Source organism: Sphingopyxis sp. CCNWLW2, assembly GCF_037095755.1.
Taxonomy (GTDB): Bacteria; Pseudomonadota; Alphaproteobacteria; order Sphingomonadales; family Sphingomonadaceae; genus Sphingopyxis.
Window position 1 is genome coordinate 1626501 of record NZ_JBAWKJ010000001.1, and the last position, 14942, is coordinate 1641442.

At 64.7% G+C, this 14942-nt stretch carries 14 protein-coding genes and 1 pseudogene; 6 read left to right on the plus strand and 9 right to left on the minus strand.

All coding sequences use genetic code 11. From position 1 onward, the window contains the following. Nucleotides 1–186: 186 nt before the first annotated feature. Both V8J55_RS07660 and V8J55_RS07665 read right to left on the minus strand, forming a co-directional pair. Entirely contained in the window at nucleotides 187–2541 is a 2355-nt protein-coding gene (locus tag V8J55_RS07660) for a putative bifunctional diguanylate cyclase/phosphodiesterase (protein WP_336445060.1), read from the minus strand. Nucleotides 2542–2651: 110 nt separating this feature from the next. Next, a complete protein-coding gene (locus V8J55_RS07665) occupies nucleotides 2652–4403 on the minus strand; it encodes a fatty acyl-AMP ligase (protein ID WP_336445061.1) in 1752 nt (583 codons plus the stop codon). Between the two features lie 179 nt (nucleotides 4404–4582). On the opposite strand from V8J55_RS07665, the gene V8J55_RS07670 reads away from it, so the two are divergent. The 4 genes and pseudogenes from V8J55_RS07670 to V8J55_RS07685 all read left to right on the plus strand — a co-directional run. Continuing rightward, complete coding sequence (locus V8J55_RS07670) at nucleotides 4583–5155, plus strand: regulatory protein RecX (RefSeq protein WP_336445062.1); 573 nt, start codon at nucleotides 4583–4585, stop codon at nucleotides 5153–5155. A 32-nt stretch (nucleotides 5156–5187) separates the two neighbouring features. Continuing rightward, nucleotides 5188–5649, plus strand: a complete 462-nt coding sequence (locus V8J55_RS07675) for a DUF192 domain-containing protein (protein WP_336445063.1) — start codon at nucleotides 5188–5190, stop codon at nucleotides 5647–5649. Between the two features lie 60 nt (nucleotides 5650–5709). Continuing rightward, complete coding sequence (locus V8J55_RS07680) at nucleotides 5710–6090, plus strand: NADH:ubiquinone oxidoreductase subunit NDUFA12 (RefSeq protein ID WP_336445064.1); 381 nt, start codon at nucleotides 5710–5712, stop codon at nucleotides 6088–6090. Nucleotides 6091–6329: 239 nt separating this feature from the next. After that, nucleotides 6330–6500: pseudogene (locus V8J55_RS07685) on the plus strand (DUF2155 domain-containing protein); the annotation flags it as partial. Between the two features lie 35 nt (nucleotides 6501–6535). Here V8J55_RS07685 and aat read toward each other — a convergent pair. Both aat and V8J55_RS07695 read right to left on the minus strand, forming a co-directional pair. Continuing rightward, nucleotides 6536–7324, minus strand: coding sequence for a leucyl/phenylalanyl-tRNA--protein transferase (gene aat / locus V8J55_RS07690; protein WP_336445720.1), 789 nt, complete (start codon nucleotides 7322–7324; stop codon nucleotides 6536–6538). Then, nucleotides 7321–8142 (minus strand): class I SAM-dependent methyltransferase, encoded by an 822-nt coding sequence (locus V8J55_RS07695; protein WP_336445065.1) that lies wholly within the window; start codon nucleotides 8140–8142, stop codon nucleotides 7321–7323. Before V8J55_RS07695 ends, aat begins: the two co-directional genes overlap by 4 nt. A 52-nt stretch (nucleotides 8143–8194) precedes the next feature. Between V8J55_RS07695 and V8J55_RS07700 the strand changes: the two genes are divergently transcribed. Both V8J55_RS07700 and V8J55_RS07705 read left to right on the plus strand, forming a co-directional pair. Continuing rightward, nucleotides 8195–8383 (plus strand): hypothetical protein, encoded by a 189-nt coding sequence (locus V8J55_RS07700; protein WP_336445066.1) that lies wholly within the window; start codon nucleotides 8195–8197, stop codon nucleotides 8381–8383. A 70-nt stretch (nucleotides 8384–8453) separates the two neighbouring features. Further along, nucleotides 8454–8945: a demethoxyubiquinone hydroxylase family protein gene (locus tag V8J55_RS07705; protein ID WP_336445067.1), complete on the plus strand. Its 492-nt coding sequence runs from the start codon at nucleotides 8454–8456 to the stop codon at nucleotides 8943–8945. A gap of 4 nt (nucleotides 8946–8949) precedes the next feature. On the opposite strand, the gene V8J55_RS07710 is transcribed toward V8J55_RS07705, so the two are convergent. From V8J55_RS07710 to atpA, 5 genes are all read right to left on the minus strand, one after another. Next, nucleotides 8950–10440: a CpaF family protein gene (locus V8J55_RS07710; RefSeq protein WP_336445068.1), complete on the minus strand. Its 1491-nt coding sequence runs from the start codon at nucleotides 10438–10440 to the stop codon at nucleotides 8950–8952. 187 nt (nucleotides 10441–10627) lie between these two features. Continuing rightward, on the minus strand, nucleotides 10628–10885 hold the full coding sequence (locus V8J55_RS07715; RefSeq protein ID WP_037513563.1) for an ATP synthase F1 subunit epsilon: 258 nt from the start codon (nucleotides 10883–10885) through the stop codon (nucleotides 10628–10630). Between the two features lie 45 nt (nucleotides 10886–10930). Beyond that, nucleotides 10931–12466: a F0F1 ATP synthase subunit beta gene (gene atpD, locus V8J55_RS07720; protein WP_336445069.1), complete on the minus strand. Its 1536-nt coding sequence runs from the start codon at nucleotides 12464–12466 to the stop codon at nucleotides 10931–10933. 24 nt (nucleotides 12467–12490) lie between these two features. Further along, entirely contained in the window at nucleotides 12491–13366 is an 876-nt protein-coding gene (locus V8J55_RS07725) for a F0F1 ATP synthase subunit gamma (RefSeq protein WP_294048474.1), read from the minus strand. A 46-nt stretch (nucleotides 13367–13412) separates the two neighbouring features. After that, nucleotides 13413–14942, minus strand: a complete 1530-nt coding sequence (gene atpA / locus V8J55_RS07730) for a F0F1 ATP synthase subunit alpha (RefSeq protein ID WP_336445070.1) — start codon at nucleotides 14940–14942, stop codon at nucleotides 13413–13415.

Consider the following 14942-nt stretch of genomic DNA (forward strand, 5'->3'; position numbering starts at 1 on the left):
CAGGTAGCGACGAATAAGCATGGAAAGCGACCCCCGATGGCTTGTCTTCAAGCGTTGGAGTGTCTTTGCCATGTGCGGCGGGGTACACCACCCACCTAGCGACGAGTCGCGCTTGTCGTGCGGTGAGCTGGGGAACCTTTTGTTAAGCTGATCAATTCGCCGTGCGGGCGTTTCGGCCTGTCGCCGTCAGGCGGCCGCGGTCGCGATATCGTCCGAGGCACGGAACAGCGTCAGCACGTCGCTCGCGGGCATCGGCCGCCCGTAATAATAGCCCTGGATGTTGCTGCAGCCAAAGCCGCGGAGCGTTTCGACCTCGAGCTCGGTCTCGGCGCCCTCGGCGGTCGTCGACATGCCGAGGCTGTCGGCGAGCGCGACGACGGCGCGGATGATCGCGATCGATTCGATGCTGCCCTTCGCCGCGCCGACGACGAAGCTGCGGTCGACCTTGATCGTCGAGAATTGCGTCTTGCGCAGATAGCCGAGCGACGAATAGCCGGTGCCGAAATCGTCGAGGCTGAGGCGGATGCCGAGCCCGATGAGCTGGTCGAGCAATTGCGCCGCGCCGCCGCCGTCGCGCAGGAAGACGCTTTCTGTGACTTCGATCTCGAGCCGTTGCGGCGAAAGCCCGCTCTGCGCCAGCGCCGACACGACGACCGAGGCGAAGCTGGGGTCGGTGAGCTGGTCGGCCGAGACGTTGATCGCGACCTTCAGGTTCGACGGCCATTTCATCGCTTCGCGGCATGCGGTGCGCAGGACCCATTCGCCGATCGGAGAGATCAGCCGCGCATCCTCGGCCAGCGGGATGAAGCGGCCGGGCGATACATTGCCGAGCTTCTGGTTGTTCCAGCGAATCAGCGCCTCGAAGCCGTTCAATGTGCCGTCGGCCGCCGTCACCACCGGCTGGTAATAAAGTTCGAATTCGCCACGTTCGAGCGCGCCGCGCAACTCCTGCTCCATCACGCGTCGTTCCTCGGCCTGGGCGTGCAGCGAGGCGACATAGGCGGCGACGACATTGCCGCCCTTGTCCTTCGATTTGTAGAGCGCAAGGTCGGCGTTGCGCGTCAGCGTCTCGACCGTCGCGCCATCGGTCGGCCCGATCGCGAAACCAACGCTGGCGCCGACAAACAGCTGGTGATTGTCGACCACATAAGGGCGGCTGATCGTCGTGATGATCCGCCGCGCAAGCTCCTCGGCCGCATCGGCCGACGCCACATTGTGGAGCACGACGGCAAATTCATCGCCGCCGAGCCGCCCGCAGGTCATCCCGCGCTCCATCAGGCCCTTGAGCCGCGCGGCGACCTGCGCGAGCAATTTGTCGCCGACGGGGTGGCCCAGCGTATCGTTGACCGCCTTGAAGCGGTCGAGGTCGATCATCAGCAGCGCGCAGCGCGATTTGGCTTCGACCGCCTGCGCCAGCGCGCGCGCCAGATCCTCGTTGAGGCTGAGGCGATTGGGCAGGCCGGTCAGATTGTCGAAGCGCGCCATCTTGGCGATCTGTTCGGCGGTCGCGCGCTTTTCGGTGACGTCCGATCCGACGCCGCGGAAGCCGAGGAACTTGCCGGCTTCGTCAAGGCGCGGCGACGCGGACAATTCCCACCAGCGCGGCATGCCGCCGATCGTCACCGGCACGATCAGATTCGAAAAGCTTTCGCGCCGTTTCATCCGCTCGGCCATGTCGTGAAGGCTTTTGGGGAACAGCCCGGTTTCCCATGCATCGCCCGAAAGCGCCTGCAAGAGCGGGACGCCTTCGAGCGTCTCCGCGGTGCCGCCGAGCGCGTAGGCGAGGCGCGGCGAGACATGGACCAGGCGGCGGCTGTTGTCGGTCTGCCACAGCCAGTCGGCCGAGGTTTCCTCAAATTCGCGCAGCAGCAGGCTTACCGTTTCGGTCTTTTCGTGTAGCGTCTCTTCGGCGCGGCGGAAGCGGATATGGCTTTGCGCGAAACGGACGCAGAAGGCGCAAAGCAGCAGCCCGGCGGCGAGCGCGACACCCGCAAGCTGCGGCGCTCCGGCGCGCACGAGCGCGGCGACGGCCGACAGGGTGACGGGACCGATAAACAGCACGCAGGCCAGCGGAACGCTGTGCGCGACGATCGAGAGTGTGACCATCATCAGCACCGCGATCGTCCACATCGAAAGGACATGGTCGAGCGTCGGCGTCAGCCCTTGCAGCCAAAAGGGCGATCCCCAGAGAACCGCCGAATAAAGCGCGTGACGCAAGCACAGCCGATATTCGGCCACCCCCGAAAGCTTGGGGTCGCCGAGCGGGAGGCTGCGGAATTTGCTGTACGACCAGAAGCCGAAAACCAGCGCGCCGCCCAGCCAGCCGGCGGCGACCGGCAGGGGGATGCTCAGGATCATGGTGAAAGCCGCGACCAGCGCCATGCCCATGCCCATCATCAGGCGCAGCGATCCGCGGCCGCGAAGCGGCGCAAGCTGGAGCTGGCGGAGGTTGCCGATGTCCTGATCGCGCGGCCCCAGCCCCAAAAGGGTCCGCGCAGGAATGACTTCGGCAGCAATGGGATCGGTCAGCAGGCTTTTCACCCGCCCTGTTTAGCGCGCGGGAGTTACCCGAAGGTAACTATCGGCGCATTTCCAAAACGCTTTCCTGTTCCGTCGCGGGACAGGAAAGCGTTGCAAGTTCAGCGTGTTGATCAGGCGGCCATCGCGAAAGGCTGGATTTCCCCGGCCAGATATTGCGCGCGCGCCTTCGATCGGCTGAGCTTGCCCGAACTGGTGCGGGGCAAGGTGCGCGGCGGGATCAGTTCGATCAGGCAATTCATGCCGGTAATCGCGCGGACGCGGTCGCGAATCGTCTCGCGCAGCGCGAGACGCTCGGCCTCGTCGCTGGTGCGGCATTGGACGAGCACCGCGGGGGTCTCCTCGCCGCCGGGCGCGGTGATCGCAAAGGCGGCGATATCGCCCGATTTGAAGCCCGGCAATTGCTCGACCGCCCACTCGATATCCTGCGGCCAGTGATTCTTGCCGTTGATGATGATCATGTCCTTGGCGCGGCCGACAATATAGATGTAACCGTCTGACAAATAACCCATATCGCCGGTGTCGAGCCAGCCGTCCTTCATGCAGGCAGCGGTCGATTCGGGATCGCGGAAATAGCCGGTCATCAGCGACGGCCCGGTGCACCACACCTTGCCGACGGTCTGGTCGGGCAGCACGCCCCCCGCTTCGTCGCGGACCTCGATCACCATGTCGCGCGCGGCGCGGCCGCAGTTCACGATCGCCCGGTAGCGCGTCGGGCGGCCCGAATCATTCGCGGCGCCCGACAGCTCGGTTTCCTCGACCAGTTCGACGACGATGCCTTCGCCCGGGGGCATGATGCTGACCGCGAGCGTCGCTTCGGCAAGGCCATAGCTCGGCAGGAAGGCGCTCGCCTTGAATCCCGCATCGGCAAAGGCGTCGACGAAGCTTTGCATCACGTCGGGGCGGATCATGTCGGCGCCATTGCCCGCGACACGCCAGCGCGACAGGTCGAACCGGTCGGCGACATGCGTCTGGCTCGACACGCGGCGCGCGCAGATATCGTAGCCGAAGGTCGGCGAATAGCTGAGCGTCGTGCCTTCGTTGCGGCTGATCAGATCGAGCCAGGCGAGCGGACGGCGGGCGAAATCCTCGGTCTTGAGATAATCGACCGATACCTGGTTCGCGACGGGCGAGAGCAGGCAGCCGACGAGGCCCATGTCGTGATACCAGGGCAGCCACGAAATACAGCGGTCGCTGTCCTGAAGCTCCATCCCATGGCTGTGCGCGGCGAGATTGTTGAGCAATGCGGCGTGGGTGACCGCGACGCCGTGCGGGAAGCGCGTCGACCCGCTGCTGTATTGCAGATAGCAGGTCTCATTCGACTTCTGCTCCGGAAGCGCGGTGACCGGTGCGGGCTTGTTTTCGAACGCGCTCCAGTCGACGGGCGTCACACCCTCCTTTTCGGCCGCCTCGATCGCCATCGCGGCGATTTCGGGCGGGAAGAAGAGCATCGTCGGATCGCAGCTGGAAAGCTGGACGATGAGCTGGCCGACATAGCTATCGCGCCCGCCGAAGCTGGTCGGCAGCGGCAGCGGCACCGGCCAGGCGCCAGCGTAGATCGTGCCGAAGAACAGCGCGGCGAATTCGGCGCCCGTCTCGGCGATCAGCGCGATTCGGTCGCCGGGCTTCACCCCCGCGGCGATCAGGCGGTAAGCGGTGGCAAGCGAATCGGCCCTGAGCTCGCTATACAGATAGGGGCGCACAAGACGCCCACGCGGATCGTGGAAATTGAGCCCGCGCGTGCCGTCGGCGGCATAGTCGAGCGCTTCGCCGACGGTGGCGAAGTCCGAAAAGCGGCGCGGCTGCGCACAGAGCGTCGGGGTCGACGTCAGCGCGTCGGCCTGCGTTTCGATGATCTGAGTCATAGGGGGTGCGACATCCCGTGAAACGGGCCGCGCGGCAACAAGCATGTCATCTTTTGAAGCCATAGTACCGTGCGCGAGCCCTGTGTTGTTAGAACAATCGCCCATTTCCGGGCGTTATGGCCCGATATGGCGGTGTTGATCGTTCTCAATCAGGCCCGACTGTGGCACAAACATGGCATATGGCCAACCGCCGCGCCCCATCCGACCGATCGAAAAGGCCTCTCGGCGCAGCCAAGCTTGACGAACTGGCGCTTGCCTATGTCGCGCGATTCGCAACGAGCCGGGCCAAGCTGACGCGCTATTTGTCACGAAAAGTCCGCGAATCCGAATGGATAGACGATATTGACGCCATGGCGGCGTGCGAGGCGGTGGCCGACCGGATGGAGCAATTACGCTACCTCGACGACCGGCAATATGCCGCGATGCGCGCCGGCGCGATGACGCGGCGCGGGCTCGGCGTGCGGCGGGTCAAGGCGCAGCTTTACGTCGACGGAATCGCCGAAAAAGACAGCGGCGAAGCGATCGAGACGGCGGAGGGCGCTGCGGTGACGGCGGCCATCGGTTTTGCGCGGCGGCGGCGGTTCGGGCCGTTCGCGGTGCGATCGAGCGACGATCCAAAGCAGCGCGAGCGGCAAATCGCCGCCTTTTTGCGCGCGGGGCACAGCATGACGATCGCGCGCCGCATCCTCGCCGTCCCGCCGGGGGACGAGGCGGCGCTGGCGGTGCTGGACGATGAAGCGATGCTCGATTAGGTCCGGCGGCATCACGGGATAAGGATCTGCCGATGCGCGCCATTTTTACCGCCCTTGCGCTGTCGCTCGCGCTGCCGATGGCGGCGTGCAGCAGCGATGCAAGCGAGGAAGCGAGCGCCTCGACGATCCCGGTGACGATCGCCGCGGCGGGCAAGGCGCATGTCTTCAACGTCGAGGTTGCGCGCACCGATGCGGAACAGGACCGCGGGCTGATGTTCCGCACCAGCCTGCCCGAGGGCGGCGGAATGATCTTTCCGTTCAAAAAGCCGCGAATCGGCAGCTTTTGGATGAAGAACACGCTGATTCCACTCGATATGTTCTTCATCCGCGCCGACGGCAGCATCGACCGCATCGCCGAAAATACGATTCCCGAATCGCTCGAACCGGTGGTGAGCGGCGGCGAGGTTAGCGCGGTGCTCGAACTTGCGGGCGGTACGGCGGCGAAGCTTGGCATCGACGAGACCGCCAAGATCACGTGGAAAGATGGAAAATAGCGCCGCGCCGCGCGGTTTGCGGCTTGCAGACCGCGCCGCCTTGCCTGTAAACGCCACGCCATGAGCATCTTGGGCAAGATTTTCACCTGGTGGGACGGTGCGACCGTCGGCACGTTGCTGAACAGCTGGAGCACCGGCACGAAGGTTGGCGAGGACAGCCTCGGCAACCGCTATTTCCGTGCGAAAAAGGGCGGCCGTCGCTGGGTGATCTACAATGGATCGAACGACGCGAGCCGCGTGCCGCCCGAATGGCACGGCTGGCTGCACGGCACCTTCGACGAACTGCCGACCGACGTCCTTCCCGCGCCGCGCGCATGGGAGAAGGAAGCGACCCCCAACCTGACCGGCAGCACGGGCGCCTATCGCCCCGCCGGCGCGCTCGAACGCGGCGGCCAGCGCGCCGCCGCGACGGGCGATTATGAGGCCTGGCGGCCCGAGTGAAGCTCAGCGTGGCGCGCCAGATTTCGACCGCGCTGATCGCGCTTCTCGCCGCGACCGCGCTGACCGCCTGCGACCGGGCACCGTCGAAAGCGGGTGGCAGCACCACGGTCCCGACCGTCGCCAAATCCGAACGCGTCCCGCAGGAAGTCGGCGGCATCGAAGGCGCGACCCCGATGGCGGACCGCGTTGCCGTCGTCGGCCTGCTCAACAAGCGTAACGGGCTCGTCCGCGATCTCGAGATGAAACCCGGCGAAACGGCCCGCGTCGGCCGCGCGATCGTGCGGCTGCGCGCATGCGAGCAAACCGCGCCGTGGGAAGATCCGCCGGAGACGGGCGCGTTCGTGCAGTTGACGGTGCAGGATCAGCGCGACGACAAATGGTATCGCGTCTTTTCGGGCTGGATTTTCCGCGAGCGGCCCGACCGCAACGTCATCCAGCACCCGATCTATGACGTCTTCGTCAAAAGCTGTGCGATGACATATCCGGGCGGCGAACCCGTCGCGCGTTCGGCGCCGAAATCGGGCGCCGCCGCCGCACCCAAGGCATCGAGCGCGCCCCAGTCGCCCGCGACGAACGGCGGCGAGGGGACGGCAGCGCCCGTCGCGCCACCGGTCGTCCCGGCCCCGGCGCCCAAGGCTGCCCCTTCGCCCCCCGCCAACACCGAATAGAGCCGCGCAAGATAGTCGGCCTGGCGGATCTCGATCGCGCCAAGGCTGGCGAGGTGCGGGGTGATGAACTGACAATCGAGCAATTTCCAGCCGCCCGCGCGTAGCCGCGCGACGAGGTGCGCGAGCGCGACCTTCGACGCGTCGCGCGCGCGGCTGACCATCGATTCGCCGAAAAAGGCGCGGCCGAGCGTCACGCCATAAAGTCCCCCCGCAAGCTCGCCGTCCAGCCAGCATTCGACGCTGTGCGCATGGCCGAGCTGGAACAACCGGTCGTAGCTCGCCCGGATCACCGGGTTGATCCACGTCGTCGGCCGGTCGTCGGCGGGCGCGGCGCAGAGTGCGACCATCTCGGCAAAGGCGGTATCGGTCGTGACGCGAAAGCGGTCCGACACGATGATTTTTTTCAGGCTGTGCGACAGGTGAAAGCCATCCAAGGGTAGGATCGCGCGCAGCCGCGGTTCGACCCAATGGACCGACGGGTCGTCCGCCCCGTCGGCCATCGGAAAAATGCCCTGCGCATAGGCGCTGAGTAGCAGCGCCGGGTCGATGGATTCAAAATGCTTCAGGACGCGGGCTTCACGAATTTCAGCGTCATGCGGTCCGATTCGCCGATCGCGACATATTTGGCGCGATCCGTCTCGCCCTCGGCCAGGTTCGGCGGCAGCGTCCAGACGCCCTTGGGATAATCCTTGGTGTCCTTGGAATTGGCGTTGATCTCACTCTCGCCGGCGAGCTTGAAGCCCGCAGCTTCGGCAAAGGCGACGATCGAGCTTTTCTTCATATAGCCCGACTTTTCTTCCTTCGCGCTGTCGTCGCTTTCATTCAGCCGGTGCTCGACGACGCCGAGCGTGCCGCCGGGTTTGAGCATCGCGAAAATCTGCTTGAACGCGTTCGCGGTGTTGTCGGTGCCGTCGAAGCGCCAGTTGTGGACGTTGCGGAAGGTCAGCACGACGTCGGCGCTGCCATCGGGCACTTTGGGGTTGGTGCCCGCATGGGGGAATTCGGCGAGCTTCATCGCGCCATAGACGTCGGCATTTTCGGTCTGCTTGGTTTTGACGCGATTGAGGCCGCGTTCCCACGGCGCCGCGACATAAAGCGTGCCGCCGCCCGACTTCGCCAGCGGCGCGAGGATTTCGGTGTACCAGCCGCCACCTGGCCACAGCTCGACCACCGTGTCGCCGGGCTTCACGCCGAAAAAGGCGAGCGTTTCGGCGGGGTGGCGATATTTGTCGCGCGGCGTGTTCGTTGCGGTGCGCGTGGGCGCGGCGACGGCCGCCGCGATCGCGTCCTGCGCCTTATGTGCGGCGTGGGCGTCATGCTGCATCGCGGTCGCGGGAACGGCGATCAGGGCGGCGGCACTTGCAAGCAATAATAAGGAACGCATATGGGGCACCTCTCTCCAGGGGAAGGCCCTGTTTGCGAAGGGATGCGCGGCAATGCAAGTGTCCATGCTGTCGATCGGGATCGGCGCCGCGATTCTGTTCGGCGTGGCCGAGATTGCGAGCTGGCGCCGCAACAACCGCCGCGACGTCGAACAGGTTGGTTTCATGCCCTGGCGCGGGATCGCGCTCGCATCGGCCGCCGTTGCCTTGTTCGCGACGGCGTTCTGGTTGAGCGGTAGATAATATGGATACCGCGCCCGGCATGACGCTGATTGCGAGGCTGAAGTCGGGCGAAACACTCGGCGACCGGGTGATGAAGGTCGACCATGCGGGCGAGCATGGTGCCGTCTGTATCTATAGCGCCCAACGCTGGTTCGCACGCTTGCGCGCGCCTGACATGGTGGGCGAACTCGATGCCTTCCTGGCCCACGAACGCGGTCACCGCGCCCTTTTTGCCGAAGAATTGCGCCGCCGTGGCCGCGGTCGCTGCCGCAGTTATGTCTGGTGCGGTATTGGCGGCCTGATACTTGGCACAATCACCGGGATCGCGGGGCGCGGCGCGATCGCTGCTACGACGGTCGCAATCGAGCGGGTCGTCTTGCGCCATATGCACGAACAGATTGCGGCGTTGCAGGGCTTTGATGAGCCGGCGGTCCGAACGTTGACAATCATCATCGCCGAAGAACAGGAGCATCACGATCTGTCAGCGGCCTGCTTGCCATCGGCAGGCTTTTGGCAGCGTTTGGTCGGCCCGGTTGTGTCCGTGTCGACCGAAGCGGTAATCTGGCTGGGAATGCGGCTCTAGACCGTTACAGGCACGCCTCGAGATAGGGCTGATCAAAGCCGTATTGGCGCGCTTTTTCCAGCGTATAGGGACGCAGACCCATCGCGCGATATTCGCCGACGATCTTGCCGTCCTTGTCTTCGTCGAGATATTCGAACTTGAAGAGTTCCTGGGTGACGATGACGTCGCCTTCCATGCCGATCACCTCGGTGACGTTGGTGACGCGGCGCGAACCGTCGCGCAGGCGCTTGATCTGGACGATCATGTCGACCGAATCGGCGATCTGTTTCGAGATCGCTTCCTTCGGAATCTTGATGTCGCCCATCAGGACCATATTCTCCATACGGCCGAGGCATTCGCGGGGTGAGTTGCTGTGGAGCGTACACATCGACCCGTCGTGACCGGTGTTCATCGCGGCGAGCAGGTCGAAACACTCGGCGCCGCGGACTTCGCCCATGATGATGCGGTCGGGGCGCATACGCAGGGCGTTCTTGACGAGGTCGCCCATGTGGATCGCGCCGTTGCCCTCGAGGTTCGGGGGGCGCGTTTCGAGCGGCAGCCAGTGCGGCTGCTGCAGGCGAAGTTCGGCGGCGTCCTCGATCGTCAGCACGCGCTCGCCGGGGTCGATCATCTTCGACAGCGCGTTGAGCATCGTCGTCTTACCCGAACCCGTACCGCCCGAGATGACGATGTTGAAGCGGCTGGCGCCCGCGATCTTCAGCGCGGTGCACATCTTCTGGCTCATCGCGCCCCATTGGCACAGCATGTCGAGCGTGATCGGCTTGGCCGAGAATTTACGAATCGAGATCGCGGTGCCGCGGAGCGACAGCGGCGGGACGATCACGTTGACGCGGCTGCCGTCCTTCAGGCGGGCGTCGGCGAGCGGCGTGGTCTGGTCGACGCGGCGGCCGACGAGATTGCAGATGCGCTGCGCGATCTGGAACAGATGCTGTTCGTCGCGGAACTGGATCGGCGCGATGACCAGCTGGCCCTTGCGCTCGATATAGGTCTGGTACGGGCCGTTGACCATGATGTCCGAAATGTCGGGGTCGGCGAGCAGTTCTTCGAGCGGGCCGAAACCGAGCAGTTCGTCGACGAGCACCTTTTCGAGCGCGAACTGCTCGCGGCGGTTCAGGGTGATGCGGAGCTCGGCGAGCACTTCGAGGATGATCGGACGGAATTCCTCGGTCAGCTCGTCCTTGTTGAGCGTCGCCGCGGCCTCGGGATCGACGCGTTCGAGCAGGCGCGGCAGCACCTGTTCCTTGATCTTGTGGACCGACGCTTCAAAGCCTTGCGCCTTTTCGGGCTCCATCGCCTCGGCGGTCGAACGCTGGTTCAGCCGCTCCATCGCCTCTTCTTCGGGCGACAGGTTCGACGGCATCTGCGGAATATCGATCGGCGTATCCATCGCGGGAAACTGGGTTCCGCCTGGCACGCCGGGACCAGTCTGCATCGGCTTGGCCACGCCAAAGGCGGGGCGGCCAGCGGTTCCGGGTCGGCGTCCGAATGCACTCATCGGTTTTTCCTGCTTCCATATCATCGGGATCATCGCTGCCAGCGCAGACGAACCCCCATCCGACACGGTGAATAAACCGGAAACTTTGACATTGTCCTAATGCGGCGGGGACAAGCGATGCGGGCATAAAAAAAGCCCGCATCCGTGAAGGATGCGGGCTTTTGATCGCCGTGGACGGCGGAAGCAATCAGCTTGCGATATGCTCGGCCAGAACGGTGAGGCCGGCTTCGTTAACCTCGGCAAAACCGCCTTCGACCTCGATCACCTCGGGCGCGGCGCCCGCGGTCGCATAGATGGTCAGCGGCCCGTTGCGCAGCGTCGCCATGAAGGGGGCGTGGCCTTCGAGCACCGAGAAATCGCCCTCGGTCCCCGGCACGGTGACCATATGGACGTCGGCGGTCCGCTCGAGGCGGGCGGGGGTGACGAGTTCGAACTTCAGAGCCATGATATGTCCTTAAACCCCTCCCGCATGGGGAGGGGCGTAGGTGTGTTACGCGTCTTCGGCGAGCTTCGCGGCCTTGGCGACCGCTTCGTCGATGCCGCCGACCATGTAGAAGGCTGCTTCGGGCAGATGGTCATATTCGCCGTCGACCACCGCCTTGAACGACTTCACCGTGTCTTCGATCGCCACGAACTTGCCGGGGATGTTGGTGAAGACTTCGGCGACGTGGAACGGCTGCGACAGGAAGCGCTGGATCTTGCGCGCGCGGGCGACGACCAGCTTATCTTCTTCCGAAAGCTCGTCCATGCCGAGAATCGCGATGATGTCCTGGAGCGACTTGTACTTCTGCAGCGTTTCCTGAACGCGGCGGGCGGTCTCGTAATGCTCCTGCCCGACGATCGCGGCGGTCAGCACGCGGCTGGTCGAATCGAGCGGATCGACCGCCGGATAGATGCCGAGTTCCGAAATCGCGCGGTTCAGCGTCGTCGTCGCGTCCAAGTGGGCGAACGAGGTTGCCGGCGCCGGGTCGGTCAAGTCATCCGCGGGAACGTAAATGGCCTGCACCGAGGTGATCGAGCCCTTGTTCGTCGAGGTGATGCGTTCCTGCAGCGCGCCCATGTCGGTCGACAGCGTCGGCTGGTAGCCCACGGCCGAAGGAATACGGCCGAGCAGCGCCGACACTTCCGAACCCGCCTGCGTAAAGCGGAAGATGTTGTCGACGAAGAAGAGCACGTCCTGGCCTTCCTGATCGCGGAAATATTCGGCGATCGTCAGGCCCGACAGCGCGACGCGGGCACGGGCGCCCGGGGGTTCGTTCATCTGGCCGAACACGAGAGCAACCTTCGAACCCTCGGGGGTCGGGTTGCCGTCCTTGTCCTTGGCGATAACGCCAGCGTCGAGGAATTCGTGATAGAGATCGTTGCCTTCGCGGGTGCGTTCACCGACGCCCGCGAACACCGACGTACCACCATGGCCCTTGGCGATGTTGTTGATCAGTTCCTGAATAAGCACGGTCTTGCCGACGCCCGCGCCGCCGAACAGGCCGATCTTGCCGCCCTTTGCGTAAGGGGCAATGAGGTCGATGACCTTGATGCCGGTGACGAGGATGCTCGTTTCGGTCGACTGGTCGACGAACTCGGGAGCCTTGGCGTGGATCGGCGCGGTCGCGGTGGCGTTGACCGGGCCGCGCTCGTCGATCGGGTCGCCGATGACGTTGAGGATGCGGCCGAGCGTCTGCGGGCCGACGGGGACCGAGATCTGCGCGCCGGTGTCGGTGACAGGCTGGCCGCGGGTCAGGCCGTCGGTCGCGTCCATCGCGATCGTGCGGACGGTGTTTTCGCCGAGGTGCTGTGCGACTTCGAGAACGAGGCGGTTGCCGTTGTTGTCGGTTTCGAGCGCGTTCAGAATCGCGGGGAGCTGGCCGGTGAACTGGACGTCGACGACGGCGCCGATGACCTGTGCGATGCGGCCCGTGGCGGTGCCGGTGGCAGCAGCCTTGGGAGCGGCAGCCTTCTTCGGCGCAGCAGCCTTGGGCGCGGCGGCCTTCTTGGCAGGAGCCTTCTTTTCAGCGGGAGCGGTAGCCATGGTCTTCTTCCTTGGGTTGATCGATTAGAGCGCTTCGGCGCCCGCGATAATTTCGATGAGTTCGGTCGTGATCGCCGCCTGACGCGTGCGGTTGTAAACGATGGTCAGCTTGTTGATCAGGTCGCCCGCGTTGCGCGTCGCATTGTCCATCGCGGTCATCGACGCACCCTGTTCGGACGCGGCGTTTTCAAGGAGGCCCTTGAAGATCTGGATCGTGATGTTGCGCGGGAGCAGGTCGGCGAGGATCGCTTCCTCGTCGGGCTCATATTCGACCGCGGCGCCGCTCGACGCCGGAACGTCGACGGGGGCGGGAACGGGGATCAGCTGCTGGCCGGTCGCTTCCTGGAGGAGCGCCGAACGGAACTTCGAATAGAAGAGATGCGCGACGTCGAACGCGCCGGCTTCGTACAGCTCCATCACCTTCGCCGAGACGTCGTGCGCCTGTTCGAAGCCGATGTCGCGGATACCCGTCGTCTCATATTGCTCGACGATCTGGCCCGCGAACAGGCGCGCGATCACCGGGCGGCCCTTGCGGCCGATCAGGTAGAAGATGACCTTCTTGCCCTGCGCCTGCAGCTCAAGCGCCTTGTCGCGCGCGGCCTTGACGATGTTCGAGTTGAACGCGCCGGCGAGGCCGCGGTCGCTGTTGAGCACGACGAGCAGGTGCGTGTCGCTCTTGCCGGTGCCGGCGAGCAGCTGCGGTGCCGAATCCGACCCGCCGACCTTCGACGCCAGGCTGGCGACGACGCCTTCGAGACGCTCGGCGTAAGGACGCGCGGCTTCGGCGGCCGCCTGCGCCTTACGGAGCTTGGCAGCGGCGACCATCTTCTTGGCCTTGGTGATCTTCTGGGTCGACTTGACCGAGACGATGCGCCCTTTGAGTTCCTTCAACGAAGCCATTTAAGCCCCTCTTTGCGTCCCGGCCGAGCCGGGATGCGGAAAGCGATTAAGCGAAGATCTTGGCGAAGGCGTCGAGCGCCGCGACCAGACCCTTTTTGGCGTCGTCGCCCAGGTCCTTGGTGTCGCGGATCGTCTTCAGCACATCGCTATGGTCGCTGCGCAGATAGGCGAGCATCGCCTGTTCGTAGCGCGACACATCGGTCGTCGCGACATTGTCGAGATAGCCGTTGGTGCCGGCGAAGATCGACGCGGTCTGCTCTTCGAACGGCATCGGCTGGAACTGCGGCTGCTTCAGGAGCTGCGTCAGGCGCGCGCCGCGGTTGAGCAGCTTCTGCGTCGACGCGTCGAGGTCCGACCCGAACTGCGCGAAGGCTTCCATTTCGCGATACTGCGCGAGCTCGAGCTTGATCGAGCCCGACACCTTCTTCATCGCCTTGGTCTGCGCGGCCGAGCCGACGCGCGACACCGACAGACCCACGTTGATCGCGGGACGGATACCGGCGTTGAACAGGTTGGTTTCGAGGAAGATCTGGCCGTCGGTGATCGAAATCACGTTGGTCGGGATGTACGCCGAAACGTCGCCCGCCTGTGTTTCGATGATCGGCAGCGCGGTGAGCGAGCCCGAACCATTGTCGCTGTTCATCTTCGCGGCGCGCTCGAGCAGGCGGCTGTGGAGATAGAAAACGTCGCCGGGGTAAGCTTCGCGGCCCGGCGGGCGGCGCAGCAGCAGCGACATCTGGCGATAGGCGACGGCCTGCTTCGAAAGATCGTCATAAACGATCACGGCGTGCATGCCGTTGTCGCGGAAATATTCGCCCATCGTCACGCCGGCATAGGGTGCGAGATACTGCAGCGGAGCGGGCTCCGAAGCGGTCGCGGCGACGACGATCGAATATTCCATCGCGCCATTTTCTTCGAGCTGGCGGACGATCTGCGCGACGGTCGAACGCTTCTGGCCGACGGCGACGTAGATGCAGTACAGCTTCTTCGATTCGTCGGTGCCGGCGTTCGCTTGCTTCTGGTTGATGAAGGTGTCGATCGCGACGGCGGTCTTGCCGGTCTGACGGTCACCGATGATCAGTTCGCGCTGGCCGCGGCCGACGGGGACGAGCGCGTCGAGCGCCTTGAGGCCGGTCTGGACGGGTTCGTGAACCGAGGTGCGCGGGATGATGCCCGGCGCCTTGACTTCGACGCGCATGCGCTTGTCGGCCTTGATCGGACCCTTGCCGTCGATCGGATTGCCGAGGCCATCGACGACGCGGCCGAGCAGGCCCTTGCCGACGGGAACGTCGACGATCGTGCCGGTGCGCTTGACGGTGTCGCCTTCCTTGATCTCGCTGTCCGAGCCGAAGATCACGATACCGACATTGTCGGCTTCGAGGTTGAGCGCCATGCCCTTCACGCCGTTGGCGAATTCGACCATTTCACCGGCCTGGACATTGTCGAGGCCGTGGACGCGGGCGATGCCGTCGCCGACCGACAGAACCGAGCCGATCTCGCTGACCGTTGCTTCGGTGCCGAAATTGGCGATCTGGTCCTTGATGACCTTGCTGATTTCAGCGGCGCGGATTTCCAT